This is a genomic window from Permianibacter aggregans (genome assembly GCF_009756665.1).
In the GTDB taxonomy this organism is placed as follows: domain Bacteria; phylum Pseudomonadota; class Gammaproteobacteria; order Enterobacterales; family Permianibacteraceae; genus Permianibacter; species Permianibacter aggregans.
Window position 1 is genome coordinate 1,291,655 of record NZ_CP037953.1, and the last position, 19,925, is coordinate 1,311,579.

At 56.4% G+C, this 19,925-nt stretch carries 18 protein-coding genes; 10 read left to right on the plus strand and 8 right to left on the minus strand.

The annotated features are described in order from the left end of the window. Positions 1-68: 68 nt before the first annotated feature. From E2H98_RS05960 to E2H98_RS05970, 3 genes are all read right to left on the minus strand, one after another. Positions 69-1,856: an ABC transporter transmembrane domain-containing protein gene (locus E2H98_RS05960; protein WP_133592096.1), complete on the minus strand. Its 1,788-nt coding sequence runs from the start codon at positions 1,854-1,856 to the stop codon at positions 69-71. Between the two features lie 178 nt (positions 1,857-2,034). Continuing rightward, positions 2,035-3,549: an alkaline phosphatase gene (locus tag E2H98_RS05965; protein ID WP_133592098.1), complete on the minus strand. Its 1,515-nt coding sequence runs from the start codon at positions 3,547-3,549 to the stop codon at positions 2,035-2,037. Continuing rightward, positions 3,473-4,669, minus strand: a complete 1,197-nt coding sequence (locus E2H98_RS05970; RefSeq protein ID WP_157591267.1) for an acyltransferase — start codon at positions 4,667-4,669, stop codon at positions 3,473-3,475. The genes E2H98_RS05965 and E2H98_RS05970 overlap by 77 nt, the downstream gene beginning before the upstream one ends. 195 nt (positions 4,670-4,864) lie before the next feature. Between E2H98_RS05970 and E2H98_RS05975 the strand changes: the two genes are divergently transcribed. After that, positions 4,865-5,431, plus strand: a complete 567-nt coding sequence (locus tag E2H98_RS05975; RefSeq protein ID WP_133592102.1) for a DUF7010 family protein — start codon at positions 4,865-4,867, stop codon at positions 5,429-5,431. A gap of 16 nt (positions 5,432-5,447) precedes the next feature. Here E2H98_RS05975 and E2H98_RS05980 read toward each other — a convergent pair whose 3' ends face one another. From E2H98_RS05980 to E2H98_RS05990, 3 genes are read right to left on the minus strand one after another with little or no spacing between them, the layout of a single operon-like run. Further along, the gene (locus E2H98_RS05980; RefSeq protein WP_133592104.1) at positions 5,448-6,185 is read right to left on the minus strand and encodes a LytR/AlgR family response regulator transcription factor; all 738 of its coding nucleotides are present in this window, start codon (positions 6,183-6,185) and stop codon (positions 5,448-5,450) included. Positions 6,186-6,188: 3 nt separating this feature from the next. Then, positions 6,189-7,271, minus strand: a complete 1,083-nt coding sequence (locus E2H98_RS05985) for a sensor histidine kinase (protein WP_133592106.1) — start codon at positions 7,269-7,271, stop codon at positions 6,189-6,191. Between the two features lie 3 nt (positions 7,272-7,274). After that, complete coding sequence (locus tag E2H98_RS05990; RefSeq protein ID WP_133592226.1) at positions 7,275-7,430, minus strand: rubredoxin; 156 nt, start codon at positions 7,428-7,430, stop codon at positions 7,275-7,277. A 163-nt stretch (positions 7,431-7,593) separates the two neighbouring features. Between E2H98_RS05990 and E2H98_RS05995 the strand changes: the two genes are divergently transcribed. From E2H98_RS05995 to E2H98_RS06010, 4 genes are all read left to right on the plus strand, one after another. Beyond that, positions 7,594-8,337 (plus strand): substrate-binding periplasmic protein, encoded by a 744-nt coding sequence (locus E2H98_RS05995; RefSeq protein ID WP_133592108.1) that lies wholly within the window; start codon positions 7,594-7,596, stop codon positions 8,335-8,337. Between the two features lie 16 nt (positions 8,338-8,353). Beyond that, positions 8,354-9,877: a methyl-accepting chemotaxis protein gene (locus tag E2H98_RS06000; RefSeq protein WP_133592110.1), complete on the plus strand. Its 1,524-nt coding sequence runs from the start codon at positions 8,354-8,356 to the stop codon at positions 9,875-9,877. 82 nt (positions 9,878-9,959) lie between these two features. Beyond that, positions 9,960-10,802, plus strand: a complete 843-nt coding sequence (gene thiD, locus E2H98_RS06005; protein ID WP_133592112.1) for a bifunctional hydroxymethylpyrimidine kinase/phosphomethylpyrimidine kinase — start codon at positions 9,960-9,962, stop codon at positions 10,800-10,802. 465 nt (positions 10,803-11,267) lie between these two features. Next, complete coding sequence (locus tag E2H98_RS06010; protein WP_133592114.1) at positions 11,268-13,172, plus strand: S8 family peptidase; 1,905 nt, start codon at positions 11,268-11,270, stop codon at positions 13,170-13,172. A 49-nt stretch (positions 13,173-13,221) separates the two neighbouring features. Here the strand turns inward: E2H98_RS06010 and E2H98_RS06015 are convergent, their stop codons facing one another. Continuing rightward, on the minus strand, positions 13,222-14,010 hold the full coding sequence (locus tag E2H98_RS06015) for a type 2 periplasmic-binding domain-containing protein (RefSeq protein ID WP_157591268.1): 789 nt from the start codon (positions 14,008-14,010) through the stop codon (positions 13,222-13,224). Positions 14,011-14,083: 73 nt separating this feature from the next. Here E2H98_RS06015 and thiE point away from each other — a divergent pair, with 73 nt between their 5' ends. Genes thiE through hemL form a run of 4 tightly spaced genes read left to right on the plus strand, consistent with a single transcriptional unit; the run spans position 14,084 to position 17,565 of the window. Beyond that, positions 14,084-14,701 (plus strand): thiamine phosphate synthase, encoded by a 618-nt coding sequence (gene thiE, locus E2H98_RS06020; protein ID WP_157591269.1) that lies wholly within the window; start codon positions 14,084-14,086, stop codon positions 14,699-14,701. A 39-nt stretch (positions 14,702-14,740) separates the two neighbouring features. After that, the gene (locus E2H98_RS06025) at positions 14,741-15,751 is read left to right on the plus strand and encodes an aspartate carbamoyltransferase (protein WP_133592120.1); all 1,011 of its coding nucleotides are present in this window, start codon (positions 14,741-14,743) and stop codon (positions 15,749-15,751) included. A 23-nt stretch (positions 15,752-15,774) separates the two neighbouring features. Next, on the plus strand, positions 15,775-16,257 hold the full coding sequence (locus E2H98_RS06030) for a hypothetical protein (RefSeq protein ID WP_133592121.1): 483 nt from the start codon (positions 15,775-15,777) through the stop codon (positions 16,255-16,257). 18 nt (positions 16,258-16,275) lie between these two features. Then, positions 16,276-17,565 carry a glutamate-1-semialdehyde 2,1-aminomutase gene (gene hemL, locus E2H98_RS06035; protein ID WP_133592123.1) on the plus strand — a complete coding sequence of 430 codons (1,290 nt, stop codon included), beginning with the start codon at positions 16,276-16,278 and terminating at the stop codon, positions 17,563-17,565. A 54-nt stretch (positions 17,566-17,619) separates the two neighbouring features. On the opposite strand, the gene E2H98_RS06040 is transcribed toward hemL, so the two are convergent. Then, positions 17,620-18,975, minus strand: a complete 1,356-nt coding sequence (locus E2H98_RS06040) for an HD-GYP domain-containing protein (RefSeq protein WP_133592125.1) — start codon at positions 18,973-18,975, stop codon at positions 17,620-17,622. Between the two features lie 149 nt (positions 18,976-19,124). Here E2H98_RS06040 and E2H98_RS06045 point away from each other — a divergent pair, with 149 nt between their 5' ends. Beyond that, on the plus strand, positions 19,125-19,913 hold the full coding sequence (locus E2H98_RS06045; protein ID WP_133592127.1) for an SDR family oxidoreductase: 789 nt from the start codon (positions 19,125-19,127) through the stop codon (positions 19,911-19,913). Positions 19,914-19,925 lie beyond the last annotated feature (12 nt).

Consider the following 19,925-nt stretch of genomic DNA (forward strand, 5'->3'; position numbering starts at 1 on the left):
TCTTATTTGCAAGTATTAAGCGAAAGCCTTGTTGTCCGGATAAACCCGGACCTACACCCGCATGCCGGTCAGGCGGTAGCCGCCTCCGGTTTTTCTGCAGTCAGGAACTGCAACGCCGCCAAACGGGCATAAAGCGGATTATCGGCGACCAGCTCATCGTGAGTGCCCTGCGCCAGCAATTTGCCGTTATCCATCAACACGATGCGGTCGACATGGCGCACGGTGGCCAGACGATGGGCGATGACCAGCGAGGTGCGGCCTTTCATCAAATGATCGAGCGCCAGTTGCACCTGCCGCTCGCTTTCGGCATCGAGTGCGCTGGTGGCTTCATCGAGCAGCAGCACCGGCCGGTCGGCCAGAATGGCGCGGGCGATGGCCAGGCGTTGACGTTGACCACCGGAGAGCTTGACGCCGCGTTCACCGAGCTGGGAATCCAGCCCATCGGGCATTTTCTCGACAAACTCCAACGCGTAGGCCGCACGCAAGGCCTCAACGACTTCCGCATCACTGGCATCAGGGCGAGCGAAGCGAACGTTCTCGCGTACGGTGGTCGCAAAGATCACCGGGTCTTGCGGCACCAGCGCCATTTGTTCGCGCAGGGTTTGCGGCAGTAGCTCGTCGATCGCAATGCCGTCGATAGCGATGCGACCGGCCTGTGGATCGTAAAAGCGCATCAACAACTGAAACACGGTGGTTTTGCCGGCGCCACTCGGGCCAACCAGCGCCACGCGCTCACCGGGTTTGATATGCAGCGTGAATTGGTCAAGCGCCGGCACATCGGCGCGCGACGGATAAAAGAATTGCACGTTGCTGAATTGCAGCTCACCGCGCACCGGTTGCGACAGCGATTGCGGCTGCGCAGGAATGCGGATGACGGGTTCGGTGTTGAGAATTTGCAATAAGCGCTCAGTGGCGCCGGCGGCGCGCTGCAAATCACCAATGACTTCGGAAATGGTACCGACGGCACTGGCGACAATCACCGCGTAAAACACGAATGCCGAGAGTTCGCCGGCCGAGATATTGCCGCTGATGACATCGTGACCGCCGGTCCACAAAATAAAACCGATGGCGCCGAAGACGAGAAAAATGACACCAGCAATCAGTAGTGCACGAGCACGAATGCGCGCTTTGGCCGAGTTGAATACCGCTTCCACAAATTGATTGAACGCATTTTGCGTATGCGCTTCGGCAACATTGGCTTGCACCGTGCGGATTTCATGCAGGCTTTCATCAATAAACGCCGAGGCATCGCCAAGCTTGTCCTGCGCATCCTTGGCCAATTTCCGCACCTTGCGGCCGAAAATCAGAATCGGGCCCATGACCAGCGGCACGCCGAGCAACACGATTAATGTCAGTTTGATGCTGGTGAACATCAGCAACACCAAGCCGCCAATCATCATGACACCGCTACGTAGCGCCATCGACAAACTGGAGCCGACGACGGTTTCCAGAATGGTTGTGTCGCTGGATAAACGCGAGACGGCTTCGCCGGTGCGCATCGTTTCGTAGAACTGCGGCGAAAGTGTCAGCAAATGCCCGAACACTTTCCGGCGCAAATCGGCAATGACCCGCTCGCCCAGCCAGGAAACGCAGAAAAACCGCACGTAGGTGGCGATGGCCATGACCAGCACGACGGCGATAAACCCGAGCATGGCGGTGTTCAATTGCTGCGGATCAGCAGGCGCCAAGCCCTGATCGATAACGGCACGCAAGCCCTGGCCAAGCAACAGTACGCCGCCCGCCGCGACCAGCAGCGACAACATCGCAATGACGATAATGGTTTTATACGGTTTCAGCAGGGCGGTGAGTTGCAGCAGTTGGCGCAAATCACCTTTGTCGCGTTGCGGAGTTGGCATCGGGTAAGTTTTTCATCAAATCAGGGCAGCAATATGGGGGCAGCGGCGGTGTATTCAACCGCTGCCGGGGCCGATCATAACCGATGCACGCTCATGGCCAGCAAACTCAGTCAGAAATCGCGGTAAAACGTAGCGAGCGACGCCTCAGATGCAGAGCGCAGTAGTTTTACCGTGATTGCTAGCGTTTTGGTGGCTGATAGCTCATGGCATGACGCATATAGTGGTAGAGCGCGTTCTGCTCATGGACGCCAGTAAACAAATGCGCCCAGGGACCATAGGCGTAAACCGGTACGTCTTCACCGGAATGGGTTTCGCTGCCGAGCGGAATCAGAGACTCCTGACGACGGCCGATTTCGGTCGTGTCGATAGTGCTCAAATCGGGGCGCTTGCGCTCAAGATAGGGCTCGTCCTGCACCATGCCAAAGCCCGGTCCGTTCATGTAATTGAGCACGGTGTACGGCAGCCCGTGCAGGTCTTTCAGCACTTCCTGCTTACCTTCCAACGCGTGTGCTTCAATGCTCTCGACTTTGCCGAGAATCGGATTGCCGCGCCGGGCATAACCGGAGAATTGCAAGGTATGGCCGTGATCGGCGGTAACAACAATCAAGGTGTCGTGACCGGCAGTCAGATCTTTTGCGGTTTGCACCGCTTTGGCGAATTCAATGGTTTCCAATAGCGCCATGCTGGCGCTGCCGGCATGATGGGCGTGGTCGATACGGCCGCCTTCAACAATCAAGAAGAAACCGTCTTTTCGGTTTTGCAAAAGTTGAATCGCTTTCGCGGTCATTTCACTCAAAGAAGGCTCATTCGGATTGCGAATCAGTTTTTCCGCTTCGTATGCCATATGCGAAGGTTCAAACAAACCGAGCACATGTGTCGATTTTGCACTCAGCGCTTCGAACTGGCGCTTGTCCCAAACAAACTCACCTTTCGGATGTCTTTTCATCCATTCCAACAGCAAATTGCGACCGTCTTTTCGTTCGCCTTTTTTGTCCGGATATTCCGGATCGTTTTCGCTTTCCGGCAGGAAGTGGCGACGACCGCCGCCTAGCAGCACTTCAATGCCATTGCCGCGCGAATATTCCAACAATTGCAGCGCAATGTCCTTGCACCCCTCCACTTTCGCTTGCTCCGGCAATTCGCCATCGTCTTCCCATTCGCGGCTGACGCTGTGGGCGTAGGCAGCTGCTGGCGTCGCATGGGTAATGCGCGTCGTGGTAACGATGCCGGTGCGTTTACCCAGGGATTCGGCATAAGTCAGCAGCGAAGGCAGCGCCTGATCGGCGCCGGAAGCGCAATCGCCATAACGCGCCAACTCACTCATCGACAGAATGCCGGCGCCGGTTTTCACGCCGGTCATGATCGCCGACATGGTGCCGGCGGAATCAGGCACCATCGCATTGGTGTTATAGGTTTTCACCAAACCGCTGTAGAGAAATTTTTCGAAACTCAACAAATTTTCTTCGCCGTTTTCACCGCGAAGCTGCCCCTCATAAATGCGCGCGGCGTTGACAGTGGCGAGGCTCATACCGTCGCCCAGAAATAAAATGACATTCTTGGCCGGCAATTCCAACGGGCGCTGCGCAAGCCGCTGCTGCAACGCCTGCTGGCCCTGTTCAAACCACGGGGTTGCGGCCTGCAGTGTTGACGCCAGCGACAACGTCAGCGCGGTAAACCACAGCGTTTTTCTCATTTTTTTCTCCTTGTGCCATCTGCCGTTGCGCCGGCAGACCAAACAACACTCGCATAACGGCAAACGGCCGAATCAGCAGCGCGTAAACCGCGAGGCAGCATAGCATGGTGCCGAAAATCAGGATCGCGGCTTTGACAGCAATCGACAGCGGCGCATCGATCAACGGCCAGGCCAACAGGATAATAACGGTCTGATGCAGAATGTAGGTCGGGTAGGCCGCTTCGCGAATATCCATCAACCATTGGCTCGGACGGTTCAACCATTGTTTGGCATAGCCAAGCATCGCCAAAATCGAAAACCAGACGAAGACATTCGCGCTCAAACCGTCCCAGACATTTCCGGCCTGCACGATCTGAATGGCTTTCAGCGGCAGAATCACGGCCACCGTCGCGCCCACCAATGCCAGCAGTAGGCGCCGACGCTGCTGCAACCATTCCCAAACGCCGGGCAAACGACTCAAGAAAAAACCATACAGCAGTAACAAGGCATAATTATTAAACGTCCACCAATCATTCAACAGACTGTGCCGTTCCGGGAAATAAGGACGCAACAGCGCTTCGTTGATGCCGAGCGGCAAGGCCAGTACCAATAACCACCAGCCCGGTTGCAGACGTTTCGGCTGCTTTTTCCACCAGGCAAACAGCGGCGTGAACAGCAGCATATAAACGAACAGGTAGACGATGAACCACAGGTGATGCCAGGCAAAATCACCGACTGGGTACGGTTGAAATTGCAATACCCGTTCAAAAAAATAGCTCAGGTAATCAGCACTAAATTCGCCATTAACCATCCGTTCCACATAGATCTGCGGCGGTACGATAACGAACATGCCAAACACAATCGGAATCAATAGCCGCCGTGAACGTTCTTGCAACAGCGCCGCGACGGTACGCCGGTTTAACGAATAAGCGACAACCGCGCCGGCAATCACAAACAACAGCGGCATGCGCAGCCGATGAGCGATATCCATCGGCGTCTCCAACCAGCCAACCAGCTCCGGGTTCTTGATATGCCAACCCCAGGGCACGAAGAACATGCCAACGTGATAGAGCACGACGCCGAGTATCGCCAGCATGCGCAGCCAATCGAGAAAATAGTAGCGGGTGTTCGGGGATTGCATGGCCATTCGCTCCAGTCATAGCGTGGTAGCGGATAGCCTCGCAGAATCACTGAACCAGATCTGGCACAGCACGCCGAGCGGGATAAGCACACGACCAGCGGGACGAAACTTGAGAAAAAAATTACTCCGGCACTTCTCTTTTGATTCCGACAATCCGATATGCTGCGCTCCAGTTCAGTCTTGAGTGGGAAAAGCATGGATATTCAACAAGCGCAGTCGAACATGCGCAGCGCGTATTTTGGTGGTGGACCTGGTGTCGCCGTTTCGGGTCTGGTTTGGCTTGCTGCTGGCGTTGTGGCGATGCTCCATTCGCCGCGCACCGCGATGCTGACGCTGTTTTTTGGCGGTATGGCCATTCATCCGCTTGGCGTTTTACTAACGAAGCTGATGGGGCGTTCCGGTCAACATCAAAAGGGCAGTCCACTGGCCCACTTGGCGATGGAAAGCACCGCCATTCTGCTGCTTGGTGTGTTTATCGCTTTCACCGCCGCCCAAGCTAAGGTTGAGTGGTTTTTTCCGGTGATGCTGATCATCATCGGCGGTCGCTACCTGCTGTTTCAATCAATGTACGGTATGCGTGTTTACTGGACGCTTGGCCTGGTGCTTGCCGGTGCCGGTGTCGCCGCCATACTGACCAATCCCGGTATCGCGACCACGGCGCTGCTTGGTGGCGGCATCGAGGTCATCGCCGCGTTGTTTATTCTGCTTCAGCAACGCCAAACTCAATCAGCCAGTACGGCAGAGCAAAACAACGCCGGCTGAATCGGATGTCGCCGTATCAGAACTGCCCAAGCCGGTTCAGCACTTCTTCGGCGAAACGGCGACTCATTCGTATCGTTTCGCCATTGGCTAGATGCAGCAGGTAGTCGCCTTTGCCCAGCTCTTCCAGTTTTTCAATGGCGTCAATGCGAACCAAATGCGAACGATGCACCTGCATGAATTGCTCGCCGAGCAGCGCTTCGGTTGCGCTCAAGGTTTTGCGCAAAATCACCTGCCGCTCCGGCAACACCAATGCCACCCAGTCTTTCGCCGCTTCGACCCGAATGATTTCGGTGATGGCGACCGGCACCAGCCCCTGTTCATCCGGCAACAATAGCCGTGGCGGTTCGGCGTACACCCAGTTGCTGATTTGCTGACTGCGTTGCACTGCTTCGCGGCTACCGAGCTGGACTTTCAGCTTGCCGATCATCTGGGCGAAACGGTTGGCGTCAAACGGCTTCAATAAATAATCGACCGCATTCAGATCAAACGCGCGCAAGGCATGGGCGTCGAAGGCCGTGACGAAAACAAACAATGGCGGCGGTTGCATCGGGCAGGCCGCCGCGACTTCCAAGCCGCTGATACCCGGCATCTGGATATCGCAGAGCACGACGTCCGGCCGTTGCTCGGCGATTTGCTGTAACGCACCGGCACCATCTTCGGCTTCACCGACGATGCTCATTTCCGGAAAGGCCAGCAGGTGTCGGCGCAAATTCATCCGCGCCGGAGTTTCATCATCGACAATCAGCACCCGCACCGCTTAACGCTCCAACGCATCGCGGATGCGCAGCAAAACCTCGACGCCCCCCTGCTGGCGGTTGCGCATGATCAGACTGGCCGAGTCGTCAAAACACAGCTGCAAGCGACCGCGTACCTGGGCCATGCCTTCACGCTCAATAACGGGTTCAGTGATTTGGCCTTTGCTGCCGGTTAAACCCATCAGCAGATCCTTGCCATCGGCTTTCGCGAACAACTCGATATGAAACGGTCCCGGAATTTTTTCAGCGCCGTGTTGAAACATATTTTCCAGCAATGGCTGCAGACAAAGCGGCGGCACCGCTACCTCACGCACCTCGTCGCTGAGTTGCCATTGCATCGTTACCCGTGGCGCAAAACGGGCCAGCATCAGATGACTGTACGCCTGCAGGAATTGCCATTCCTGATGCAACGGCACCAGCGACTTTTTATCGAGATTCAGGCCCTCACGCAGCAGCATCGACAGTTCGCTGATCAGCTGCTCAGCTTTTTCCACATCCTCGTGCATGACCGCGCTGATCGTGTTCAACGCATTGAACAGAAAATGCGGCTGGATTTTGGTTTGCAGCAACGCGCGGCGCGCTTCAGCCAGGGCTTGCTGAATCGCAAAGTTTTTCTGCTGCTCCTGCCAGAGCGCGATGAAGCTTTCGATGCCGAACTGCGCCGCCGTCCATAGTCCAAAAAAGATCGTGAGCTTGGTGGCTTCGTAGAGCAGTACCTGCAACCAGGGCTCATGCTGATAGGTGTCGCCGAGCAAGGCATAGACGCCATGGCGAATGCCGTAAGCGGTGATCACAAAGCCGACGACGACAACCGGCAGCCACACCAACTGCACACCGAACCAACGCCTCGGTTGTTGCAGCAGCGGCCGCAGCGTAGGCAGCCAGTGAAACTGAATGGCAATCAGAACCGTCGCGACCAGCAGTGAAGAGCCTTCCCACAACAGCGGTCGCCATAACGGTTCGTCACCGTTAACGTAGTTGTCTTGCACCGACACCATCAGCATCAACAGCCAGAATGCCGCCCAGGCAAACCAGAGAAAGCGACGCCAGGCGTCGAACGGTGCGACCGGCTCTGTTGTGCTCAAGTATCAGCCTACCTGCACCATTTCGAAGTCTTCCTTGCGGGCGCCGCAGTCGGGGCAGACCCAGTTCATCGGCACATCGTCCCACAGCGTGCCAGGCTCAATGCCGTCTTCCGGCCAGCCTTCGGCTTCGTCGTAAATGAATCCACAGACCAGGCACATGAATTTGCGGTATTGCACAGTGTTTCCTCAAAGTTGATGGGGGGGCGAGCCACAAGGCCGATGGCTATCGGCATCGCACTCGCTGAATGGAGAAGTTTGTACTACGTTTACTGCATGGTGCGAATCGGTTGTACCGATCATCCCGTGCATGAGGTTAGCTCAGATGCAAGCGCTCTCAAGCTTCTTGTTATTGGCGTTGCTGCTGTCCAGCAGTCCGTTACTTGCCAACAAGCAAATCAAACTGACATCACTCGACTGGCCGCCGTATTCGGGGCCCACTTTACCGGAAAAAGGCGCTTCAGTCGCCGTGGTCAAAGCCGCGTTCGAAGCCAGCGGCTATCAGGTGCAGGTCGACTTTTTCCCTTGGGAGCGCGCGGTAGCGCTGGCCAAAGACCCGAACAAGGGTTACGCCGGTTATTTTCCCGAGTATTACGCTCAGGAATTGGAAGCCGACTGCGTGTTCTCCGAACCGATTGGAACTAGCCCGCTTGGCTTTGCCCAACACAAACAAGCACCGGTCACTTGGATTGGGTTGGATGATTTATCCACGCTGAAAATTGGCGTCGTTTCCGGTTATGTCAATGAGGCGGAGTTCGATAAGCGGGTAGCGGCCGGCAAGCAACCGGTCGAAGCGGTGACCGGCGATGATCAAAACTTGAAAAAGGTCGGCGTCAAACGGCTGCCGCTGGCCGTTATTGACAAGCATGTGATGAATTACCTGCTGAACAATGACCCGTCGCTGGACTCGTTCAAAGCCAATATCGAATTCAACGGCAAGCTGCTCGAAGACAAGAAGCTGCATGTTTGCTTCCGCAAAGGGCCTCAGAGCGCCGAGTACAGCAAAGCGCTGGCCGACGGCCTGAAGAAAATCGATATCGAGGCCATTACCAAGAAACATTTCCAATAAAAATGGGGTCGCGGTTATGGCCAGTTTACGGCGCAAAATTAATCTCAGTGCAGCAATCATCGTTACTGCCACGCTGAGTGTCTTCGGTATTTACGATTACATCAGCACCGAGCGGCAACTGCAAAAAGCGCTAGAACAAGAAATCAGCGGCATTGAGTCACGCTTGCAAGTCAGCCTACCGAAACCGTTATGGGATTTTTCCAACGATATTGCCAAGAAGTTTGCGGCCGCTGAAATGGGTTCGCCGAGTTTGCATACGATGCTGGTGTTCGATGCCAATAACGCGCTGGTATTCGGTTTGCAATCAACACCGGAAGGCAATGTCGTCGATGCCAAAAACGAACCGACCGGTGAATACCTGAGCCGGGAAGTGGCGCTGAATATTGAGGACAGTGGACAGCAACATGATGTGGGCGAAGTGCGACTATATTTCGATGACAGCGCGATGCAGCAGCAATTGCGCGAAAACGTATGGTCGACGTTGATTCGCATCGCGGTATTGGTCGGTATTTTGCTATTTGCGATCGGCACCGTTGTGCAGCGGCTGGTCAACAAACCGCTGACCGCGATGTTGAGCCATATCAAGGATATTGCCGAAGGCGCTGGCGATTTGACCAAGCGTGTGCACTTCGAATCCAACGATGAGCTGGGCGTGCTGGCCAATTCGGTCAACGCCTTCATTGCCGATATTCACCGGATTATCAGCCAACTGAAATCCATGGCCAAGCAACTGGAAGATTCCGCTTCGCTGGCTGGCAAAGCCTTTGACGATTTACGCGGACCGCTGCAACAACAGGAAATGGAGTTGACCAGTCTGGTCACGGCGCTGAATGAACTGACCACCACCAGCCAACACGTCGCCGAAAACGCCGCTGGCGCCTCACATAAAGTGCAGGAAACCAATCGTGAAGCCGCACACGGCCTGACCGGTGTTCAGGATGCCAGCAATGCCTCGAATAAATTGCTCAGCGAACTCGACCGCGCCGAACAGGTGATTAACGAATTGCAGCAACGCGCCGTCAGCATCGGCACCATTCTTGATGTCATCCGCAATATCGCCGAACAAACCAATTTGCTGGCGCTGAACGCCGCCATCGAAGCCGCCCGTGCCGGTGAACAGGGGCGCGGCTTTGCCGTCGTCGCCGATGAAGTGCGGGTGCTGGCCAAACGCACCCAGGATTCCACCGGCGAAATTCAGCAAATGATTGAGCAGTTGCAAGCCCAGGCCGGTTCGGCCGTTTCCGCGATGAATGCCGGCGCCGAGCAGGCCCGGATCAGCGCCAAAACCACGCAAACGACTGGCGAGTCGTTCAACGCCATCAACCGTTCGATTGCGGTTATTACCGACATGAACGTGCAAATCGCCACCGCCACTGAGCAACAGAACGCGACGATGAAGGAAATCGATCGCAATGTCGTCAACATTCACGGCGCGCACGAGAAAACCCTGGCGGCCTCCGATACCACCGCCGAATCGGAACGGCAGTTACGTGAAGTGGTTGAAGGCTTGAGCCAGCTGATCGGCCGTTTCAAGGTCTAGTGGCGACCAACCTAGCCAAAGATAAACAGCGCTCAGCCAAACCGGCTACAATTGCCGCCCTTTGCTGAACAGGAAATACCCCATGCCCGGTCCCGTGCCTCCCGTCGTCCTCTGCTTTTCCGGGAGCGATCCATCCGGTGGCGCCGGCATCTCCGCCGACATCGAAGCCCTGGCCAGCCTTGGCTGCCATTGCGCGCCGGTGATTACGGTGCTGACCGTGCAGGACAGCACCAATGTCAGCGATTTGGACCCGGTCGACCCTGATTTCATCAAAGCCCAAGCCAATGCCGTGCTGCGTGACATGAATGTCGCGGTAATCAAAGTCGGCCTGCTCGGCAACCCGGCCGTGGTCAGCACCGTTGCCGAAATTTGCGGCAATTACCCGAATATTCCGCTGGTCGTCGACCCGGTGCTGGCCGCAGGTGGCGGTGCGCCGCTGGCCGACGATGTCTTTATCCGGACGCTGAAAAAAGAACTGCTGCCACTGGCAACGCTGGTCACGCCCAATGCCCGCGAAGCCCATATGCTGTTTCCGGATGCCGATACCCTCGACCAATGCGCCGAGGAGCTGCTGGATTTGGGCTGCGAGCATGTGCTGATCACCGGCGCCGACGAACCAACACCAGTGGTGCACAACACCCTGTACTCCTCGGAATACGAAACCGAAACCTTTCATTGGGAGCGCCTGCCGGCGATGTATCACGGCAGCGGTTGCACGTTGGCGGCCAGTTGCGCCGGTTTGATCGCGCAGGGACTGTCGCTGTTCGACGCCGTCAACGAAGCCCAGGAATACACCTTCAATGCGCTGAAAGATGGCCAGGCTTTAGGTCAGGGACAGTTATTCCCGAATCGCTTTTTCTGGGCACAAAGTCGCGACACCGAAGAGGGTGAAAGCGACGAAAGTGACAAGGATACTGCCGAGTAATTACTTACTGCGTTAAAAATGTTGACGCTTATAGATTGATTGTACGTACATCAATAGTCCTTCATAGCTAAGACGCTTCTGAACATCGCCCGCCAAGCCATTGACTGGCGGGCATTTTTTTACCTAAAGTTCACCAAACTTGCCGATACAAAACGCTACAAAACTCCTACAAAAAACCGCTGGCCAGGCCCGTCCTACAGGATTAACTTTGCACAAATATTAAACGTAAGGTTGGAGGGAACCTTATGTTAAGAGCAACTAAAATGATTGCGCCCAGCGCTAAGTCTTTCGTGAATTTCTCACGTTTCAAGCGCATGAGATCGCTCATGCGCTTTCCTTTTTTCTAATTCCTCACTCGACCAAATCGCATTTCGATGAGCGTATTGGCTTATCGAAAAAGGGAGCGGCGTTTTGTTTTTGCGGTCGGCGCCGTTTATTAGCAACGCAGGAGAGAGTAATCAAGCGATGAAAAAAATCGTGCTGAACTATTCGCTGGTCGCCGGCAGCGTCATGCTGGCCTGTGCCGCGAACGCCGGAGAAATCCGTGGCTTAAGCCAGCCCAATGTCATCCCGGATCGCTATATCGTAGTGTTCCGCGACCAACCAACGGCCCAAAACAACGGCATGCAAATCAGTGCCGCGATGCAGGCCAACAACATGAATCGCCGTTATGGCGCCCGCGTTGAGCGGGTTTACAACCACGTGTTGCGCGGTGCCGTCATGGTACTCGACGAAGCCGCCGCGAAACGCATGGCAGACGACCCGGAAGTCGCGTTCGTCGAAGCCGATCAGGAAGTCCGCCTGGTCGCCACCCAGAACAACGCCACTTGGGGCATTGACCGTATCGATCAAACCGATTTGCCGCTGTCCACGACCTACACCTACCCAGCCAGCAATGGCGTCCATGCCTATGTTATCGACACCGGTATCCGGGCCACCCATAACGAGTTTTCCGGCCGCATGGGTAACGGCTATGACGCCATTGGTGATGGCAACGGCACCAATGACTGCCAAGGCCATGGCACCCATGTCGCCGGCACCGTCGGTGGCACTACCTGGGGCGTGGCCAAAGACGTCACGCTACACGCAGTACGCGTATTGAACTGCCAGGGCAGCGGCACCAACTCCGGTGTCATCGCGGGTATGGATTGGGTCGCCCAGAACGCGCAGTTCCCAGCCGTGGCGAACATGAGCCTCGGCGGTGGCGCCTCGTCAGCGGTTGATTCGGCGGTACAGCGTCTGACTGACGCCGGCGTTACCACCGTGGTTGCCGCTGGCAACGACAGCAGCAACGCCTGTAACTATTCGCCAGCCCGCGCACCAAGCGCGATTACCGTCGGCTCGACGACCAGCTCCGACAGCATGTCGAGCTTCTCGAACTATGGCTCCTGCGTTGACATTTTCGCGCCGGGCTCCAGCATTACCTCGGCCAGCAACAGCAGCAATACCGGCTCGCGCTCGCTGTCCGGTACCTCGATGGCATCGCCACACGTCGCCGGTGCGGCGGCACTTTACCTGGCCCAGAACCCGAACGCTTCGGTGGCGAATGTGACCAGTGCGCTGGTCAACAACGCCTCGAACAACAAGATCAACGGTATTCCGTCCGGCCCGAACAAGCTGCTGAGCACCGTGTTCCTGAATGGTGGTAACCCACCACCGCCGCCCCCTCCGCCGCCGCCACCGCCGGGTGGTAACGAGCTGACCAAGGGCGTACCGGTCACCGGCCTGTCCGGCAGCACCGGTCAGGAAATTCACTACACGCTGCAAGTGCCATCCGGCGCCAGCGGTTTGAATTTCAATATCTCGGGCGGCTCGGGTGATGCCGATCTGTACGTTCGTTATGGCGCCCAGCCTACGACCAGCAGCTACGATTGCCGACCATACCTGAATGGCAACAACGAGACCTGCAACATCAGCAACGCGCAAGCGGGCACTTACTATGTGATGCTGCGGGCCTATTCGAGCTTCTCGGGCGTGTCACTGGTCGGTGACTACAGCACCGGCGGCGGTGGCGGCAACAACGAGACCGAGCCGAACAACTCGACCGGCCAAGCCAACGACATCGCCGATGGCCAGACGATGAACGGCACCATGGGCTCCAGCTCCGACAATGACTACTTCAAGCTGGTGTTGCCAGCCGGTGGTACCTTGAACGTGACGCTGACCCCGAACGGCAGCTCGGACTATGACCTGTACGTCTACAACTCGAACGGTACTCAGATTGGTCGCAGCATCAACGGTACTGGTCAGGTGGACTCGGTCACGGTCACCAATACCGGCAGCTCAGCATTCACCCGCTACATCCGGGTGCGCTATTACAGCGGCCAGACCGGCAGCAACGGCACCTATACCGTGCAAGCCAACTGGTAACGGTAAGTAAGTTGTCACTACGGAAAAGGCCCGCGCAAGCGGGCCTTTTTCATTGCCGACTGGCAGCGCCCTGCCAGGGCCGCCAGCTTAACCAGGCATCGATATCAGGAGGCGGAATCTCGCCGCTTTTCTGGTTTTGTCTTATCGCGTCGTTCAACACCTCGACAAACTGACGACGCGGTTCATCAGGATGGCAGAGCACTGCTTCGTTCCAGCGCTCAAGCACCAAGCCCGGGTCGCTCTGCAGGCCCGACAGCAGATGATGAGCTTTCGGCCAGCCGATAACGAGGGCATCGACCCGACCCCGTTTCAGCTTCTCGACGTTCTGCGAGATATCGCTGGCGATATCGATTTCCGCTGCCTTGATGCCAAGTCCGGTGACCATTGATGCCCTGGCTGCCGGCTGCGCGCCGAGGCGCAGCGTTTTCAAAGCTTCGCGGTCACGCACCGGCTCGGCCGGCGGCAAATTGAACACGCGCAGTTCCATCGGCAGAAACGGCGTGCTCTCCAGTACCGGGAAATCCGCCAGATGGCGCAGCATGGAGCGGTCGGCACCAAGCAGACAATCGACCTCATGGCGCAGAAACATTTCGATGCCGCGGTTCTGTTGTACGAAAATCAGCTCGGTGGAAACCGGCATGCTCAACAACACCCGTTTCATGGCAACCGTCAACGGCGAATCGGCCGTATCGGCGGACCAATGACTGACCATCGGCACCACCACGCGAATGGAGGGGTCTCGCTCACTCAGCATCGATTTATCGGCGGAATTGGCAGAGCCAAACCAGCAAGTCAGCGCCCACACGAAGATTGGAATTCGCCATCGTCCCTTGAGCACTTTGCCTCCAGCCAATCACTCGGCGACAATACTGCGTTCACCAAGTGTAGAACGCCGGCCAGAAATTCTGCTGATGAAAAATACTGCCCAACTCTATCTGATCACGCCGTCGCCGTTTACGGCCAACACCCTGGCCGATGTCGCGGCGGCACTGGCCGCTGGCGTCGACTGGCTGCAGTTTCGTGGCAAGGGCTTGAGCGATCAGGACGCCCAGCGCTATGCCTTGGAGCTGCGGGCGCTATGTCGGCAACACCAGGCACAACTATTCATCAACGATCGCATCGACCTTGCACTGGCCATCGATGCCGACGGCGTGCATCTTGGTCAACACGACGGCTCCATCGCTGACGCTCGCCGCCAACTCGGCCGCCGGAAACTCGGCGTCACCTGCCACGGCGATATCGAGCTGGCCCGACGCGCCGTGGCCGAAGGGGCTGATTATGTTGCATTTGGCCGCTGCTTCCCATCACGCACCAAACCGGAGGCGCCGCCTTGCGAGCTGAGCGTATTCACCCAAGCCCGCAATGAATTTTCCGTGCCGATAGTTGCGATAGGTGGCATCACCCCGGACAATGGCGACCAGGTTCTGGCCGCAGGCGCCGACACGCTGGCCGTTATCGACGGCGTGTTCGGGCAACACAATATCGCCGCGGCGGTAAAACGCTTTCACCGCTTGCTGGGCCGGGTCTGAAACCCCGCCTGACAACGCCTTTTCTGGATGAGACCCCGCATGAGTTTTCTCGGCTCCCATATTCTTTCCGTACAACAATTCGAGCGCCAAAGCATTGAGCGCCTGTTCACCGTCGCCGAACGGATGCGCCCTTACGCCAACCGGGAAAAACTGACGACTGTGCTCGACGGCGCCATTCTCGGTTCGCTGTTTTTCGAGCCATCGACTCGCACCCGGGTGTCATTCGGTAGCGCGTTTAACCTGCTTGGCGGCGATGTCCGGGAAACCGTCGGGGTCGAAACCTCATCGCTGGCCAAAGGCGAATCGCTGTACGACACCGCCCGGGTATTGTCCGGTTATTCCGACATCATCGTCATGCGTCACCCGCAGCCGGGTTCGGTTGCCGAATTTGCCGCCGCCTCGCGGGTGCCGGTGATCAACGGTGGTGACGGTGCCAATGAGCACCCGTCGCAAGCGCTGCTCGATCTGTTCACGATGCATCAGGAGATGCGCCGTCAGGAACGCACCGTCGACAACATCCGCATCGCCATGGTCGGCGATTTGAAACATGGCCGCACCGTCCATTCGCTATCGCAACTCGTCAGCCTTTACGACAACATCAGCTTTGTATTCGTCTCGCCCAAAGCGTTGGCGATGCCGGAAGAAATCACCGAGAAACTGATGGCCGCCGGCCACACCGTCGTCGAAACTGAAGATCTGGCGATGGGCATCGCCAACGTCGACGTCATTTACCAAACCCGCATTCAGGAAGAACGCTTCATCAGCAAAGATGAAGCAAATCAGTATCGCGGCCGTTTCCGCATCAATAAATTTGCTTACTCGCAGTTCTGTCAGCCCACCACCGTCGTCATGCACCCGCTGCCACGTGACTCACGCGCCGAAGCCAACGAACTCGACAACGACATGAACGACAACCCGAACCTGGCGATCTTCCGGCAAACCGACAACGGCGTGCTGGTTCGTATGGCGATGTTCGCGACAATACTCGGCGTGGAAAAAGAAGTGGATCGCTACAGCCGGCCGATTAGCTGGAAAAATGCCCGCAAGTAAATTTTGGAGCAAAAGGAATACTGATGCCAGAACAGCGATTACTCGTACCGGTACCTGCTCATGAGCGGAAAATTTCCGCGCTGATGTTTGGAATTCTCGCTGTAGTCCTGGTGATTATCGTTCGTCAGTATTTGCAAGGCGGGCTTTCCTCATTTGCCATGGCGATCTTCGCACTAATCTGGTTGATCACCGCCTACAAGCATCTGTGTCGGATGCTTTGGCCGATGATCGTGCTGGAAAGCGGTCAATTGAAACTGCAAAAAGGCATTGGCTTTGCGCGTATCGCGACAAGTGATATCGAAGCTATTCGCCAGGTGCCGCATCAGCAAGGCTGGTTGAATCCTCCCTATGGTTATTTCGTTATCCACAGCACTGCTTCGTCACGCCCCCATCGTCTCGTGCCCCGCAGCGAACAAAACAAAAGCGCGCTGATGCAGTTTTTCAGTGAACATTTTCCCGAACAATGGCAGCCCATCGATCCGCTGGTCGACAGCCTACGTTCCTAATCGTATTTGGAGTCCGTCATGTCCCGTTCCGCCGAATTTTTCCAACGCGCCCAATCCTCGATTCCTGGTGGCGTCAATTCGCCCGTGCGTGCGTTCAAACAAGTCGGCGGCACGCCGGTATTTTTCGAGCGTGGCCAGGGTGCTTACCTTTGGGATGCCGATCATAAGCAATACATTGATTACGTCGGTTCCTGGGGCCCGGCGATTTTGGGCCATGCCGACCCGGAAGTGATTCACGCGGTGTGTGACGTTGCCAAGCACGGGTTGTCGTTTGGCGCACCGACTGAAGCGGAGATCATTCTGGCCGAAAAAGTCAAAGCGTTGGTGCCAAGCATTGATTTGGTGCGCATGGTCAGCTCCGGCACCGAGGCAACAATGAGCGCCATTCGCATCGCTCGCGGTTACACCGGCCGCAACAAGTTGCTGAAATTTGAAGGCTGTTATCACGGCCATTCCGACTCGCTGCTGGTCAAAGCCGGTTCTGGTTTGCTGACTTTTGGCGAACCCACTTCACCGGGCGTACCCGCAGATTTTGCCAAGCACACGCTGGTTGCCCAGTTCAATGATTTGGACAACGTTGAAGAATTATTCAAGGCCCACGGCGATGATATCGCTTGCGTTATCGTTGAGCCGATTGCCGGCAACATGAACATGATTACGCCGAAGCCGGGATTTCTCGAAGGCCTGCGCAAACTGTGTGATGACTATGGCAGCGTGTTGATATTCGATGAAGTGATGACCGGCTTCCGTGTTGGTTTGCATGGTGCGCAGGGCTTGTACAACATCACGCCAGATTTGACCACGCTTGGCAAAGTCATCGGCGGCGGCATGCCGGTTGGCGCCTTCGGTGGCAAAAAGGAAATCATGGAAAAGTTATCGCCGCTCGGCCCCATTTATCAGGCCGGTACCTTGTCCGGTAATCCGGTGGCGATGGCCGCCGGTATCGTCACGCTCGACAAGATCAAGGCACCGCACTTCTACGAGAAGCTGGCCCGCAAAACCTCGCGTCTGATGCAGGGATTTCAGGATGCCGCGACGCAGGCCGGTGTTCCGCTGTTCACCCGCAGCGTTGGCGGCATGTTTGGCTTTTTCTTCAGTGACAAGGAAATCAACTCGTTCCAGGAATCAACCGCTTGCGATGTCGAGCGCTTCAAGAAGTTCTTCCACTTGATGCTGCATCAAGGAGTGTATCTGGCCCCGGCTTCATTTGAAGCGGGTTTCGTGTCGGCAGCACACAGCGATCAGGACATCGAACAAACGATTCTGCGCGCGGCCGATTGCTTCAACAAACTGGCCAGCGAAGATTAAGCTGAGTTTTTCAGAAATCAATCTGGATTGCCGCTCAGGCGGTAATCCAGGAATTCAGCGGTCACGCAAAAAACCAAAAATCCCGCCTTTGCTTTTCTTCTCGCCGGCACCTTGGCCGTAAATTTCGCGCATCAATCGTGAATCTTCAAACTGCAGCAAATCGATATCGAAGCTGCCATCGGGGTGGCTGCGCCGTACGCTTTTCAGTGGTTGTTTCGGATCGTGTTTGGCTAAATCGAGATAGCGCGGTTTGCTGGCTTTCTTATCTGCATCACGCATGACAATCACTTCCGGGCGTAGGCGCGCTTTCGGGTTGGTGGCGACGACAACGCCGATTTCACCGTTTTCCAGTTCAACCAGGCTGCCGACCGGGTACACGCCAATCCACTGAATGAATTGCTCGACCAATTCGGCATCAAAATGCTGCTCGCGATTATCCATCAATACCTTGAAGGCTTCGTTGGTCGAACGGGCACCATCGTAAACGCGGTGCGAGGTAACGGCATCGTAACAATCGACGATGGCAATCAAGCGCGCCTCGTAAGGAATGTCTTTGGCGCGCAGGCCGCGCGGATAGCCTTTGCCATCGAGCCGTTCGTGATGCATATAGGCGGCGAGGCTGGCCAGTTCCGGTGCTTGCTGTGAGATTAGGTAATCATAACCAAGCTTGGCGTGCTGCTTGATGATCGCGAATTCTTCCGGCGTCAGGCTTGATGGCTTGTTCAGAATTGCCGAATCGATTTTCATTTTGCCGACATCGTGCAGCAAACCAGCCAGACCAATCATCTCCATTTCTTTTTCGCTGTGGCCGAGGTGACGAGCAAAGCCGGCAGCCAGAATCGACACACTCAAGCTGTGCAGCGCAGTGTATTCATCCATCGACTTCAGACGCGTATACCAAATCAGCGCGTTTTCGTTACGGAAAATGCTGAGCACCGCTTCGTGAACAAATTGCCGACAGTCTTTGACCGGTAGTTCACGGCCTGCCAGCAACTCATTGAACACTCGGGTCACCAACAATTTGCCTTCACCATGTAGCGTGCCGGCGTGCTCGACTTCGTGCGCAACGGGTGTGGTGTTGGTTGGCAACGCCTGGCTGCGGTCGCGATATTTGGCGTCTGGCGCCAACGGGCTGGGCGGCAAATCGTGATGGCGAATGGCAACGCGGGCACGACTGCCCGGCTCGATGCTTTGGTGACCTACCGGGGTTACCTGAACACTGCGAGCCTGATCGATGAACACATAGTTGCAATGCAGACGCACCGCCGACAGATCATCTTCGGTCAGCAACGGGAAGCCCTGAAAGAGAAACGGCGACTCGGACCAGGGCCGGTCCAACTCGCATACATACATTCCAAGTTGCAGCGCACCAACCGGTACCTGCACTTTTACCAAGGTCTTATGTTCCACTGATACACCTTGTAATTCAGCACCTTTGTGCCGCTTGCTCGGGTTTGGTGGCGGCACGGAATCGCACTATAGCGCGATTCTGATATAAAAAAATTGATCCTCGCTATGTTCTAATACGCGGTAACAAATTTGCCGACGAGAATTAAGAGATGAATCTGCAATTGAACGGAAAACGCGCCCTGGTTTGTGGCAGCAGCCAGGGTATCGGCCTGGCCAGTGCGCAGGCACTGGCCGCGCTTGGCGCCGATGTGACGCTATTGGCCCGCGATGCCGGCAGGCTGGAAACGGCTCTTGCTACGTTACCGCGCAAAACGGAACAGCACCATCAGACGTTGGTAGCGGATTTCAGCGAACCGCACCAGTTGGAACAAGCGCTGAAGGCATATCTCGCTGGTGGCAACGAGACACAGATCCTGATCAACAATACCGGCGGTCCGGCACCGGGACCGGCCCATAGCGCGACTCTCAGTGCCTTTGAGGCCGCATTTCGTCAGCACCTGCTGTGCAATCAGATTCTGGTGCAGGCGCTGCTGCCGGGTATGCAGAAAGCCAACTGGGGCCGCATCATCAATGTCATTTCCACCTCGGTGAAGCAGCCGATCCCGAATCTCGGCGTCAGCAACACGATACGCGGCGCCGTCGCCAATTGGTCGAAAACGCTGGCTGGCGAGCTCGGCCAATACGGCATCACTGTCAACAATGTGCTGCCAGGCGCGACGATGACCACGCGGCTGGATGCGGTGTTTGCAGCCAAAGCACAAAAATCCGGTCGCAGTGTTGATGAAGTGATCGAGGAGGAAAAATCGCATATTCCGCTGCGCCGCTTTGCCGCGCCGGAAGAGCTGGCCAATGTTATCGCGTTTCTGGCTTCGCCAGCGGCGAGCTACGTCTCCGGTATCAATGTGCCGGTCGATGGCGGCCGCACTTTGTGTCTGTAAGAGTGAACATCC

Bases quoted from the DNA above. Each gene is read 5' to 3' on its own strand.
- E2H98_RS05960 (WP_133592096.1), bottom strand. From the start codon at position 1,856: ATGCCAACTCCGCAACGCGACAAAGGTGATTTGCGCCAACTGCTGCAA.
- E2H98_RS05975 (WP_133592102.1), top strand. From the start codon at position 4,865: ATGGATATTCAACAAGCGCAGTCGAACATGCGCAGCGCGTATTTTGGT.
- E2H98_RS05995 (WP_133592108.1), top strand. From the start codon at position 7,594: ATGCAAGCGCTCTCAAGCTTCTTGTTATTGGCGTTGCTGCTGTCCAGC.
- hemL (WP_133592123.1), top strand. From the start codon at position 16,276: ATGTCCCGTTCCGCCGAATTTTTCCAACGCGCCCAATCCTCGATTCCT.
- E2H98_RS06025 (WP_133592120.1), top strand. From the start codon at position 14,741: ATGAGTTTTCTCGGCTCCCATATTCTTTCCGTACAACAATTCGAGCGC.
- thiD (WP_133592112.1), top strand. From the start codon at position 9,960: ATGCCCGGTCCCGTGCCTCCCGTCGTCCTCTGCTTTTCCGGGAGCGAT.
- E2H98_RS05970 (WP_157591267.1), bottom strand. From the start codon at position 4,669: ATGCAATCCCCGAACACCCGCTACTATTTTCTCGATTGGCTGCGCATG.
- thiE (WP_157591269.1), top strand. From the start codon at position 14,084: ATGAAAAATACTGCCCAACTCTATCTGATCACGCCGTCGCCGTTTACG.
- E2H98_RS05965 (WP_133592098.1), bottom strand. From the start codon at position 3,549: ATGAGAAAAACGCTGTGGTTTACCGCGCTGACGTTGTCGCTGGCGTCA.
- E2H98_RS06010 (WP_133592114.1), top strand. From the start codon at position 11,268: ATGAAAAAAATCGTGCTGAACTATTCGCTGGTCGCCGGCAGCGTCATG.
- E2H98_RS06000 (WP_133592110.1), top strand. From the start codon at position 8,354: ATGGCCAGTTTACGGCGCAAAATTAATCTCAGTGCAGCAATCATCGTT.
- E2H98_RS06030 (WP_133592121.1), top strand. From the start codon at position 15,775: ATGCCAGAACAGCGATTACTCGTACCGGTACCTGCTCATGAGCGGAAA.
- E2H98_RS06045 (WP_133592127.1), top strand. From the start codon at position 19,125: ATGAATCTGCAATTGAACGGAAAACGCGCCCTGGTTTGTGGCAGCAGC.
- E2H98_RS05990 (WP_133592226.1), bottom strand. From the start codon at position 7,430: ATGTGCCTGGTCTGTGGATTCATTTACGACGAAGCCGAAGGCTGGCCG.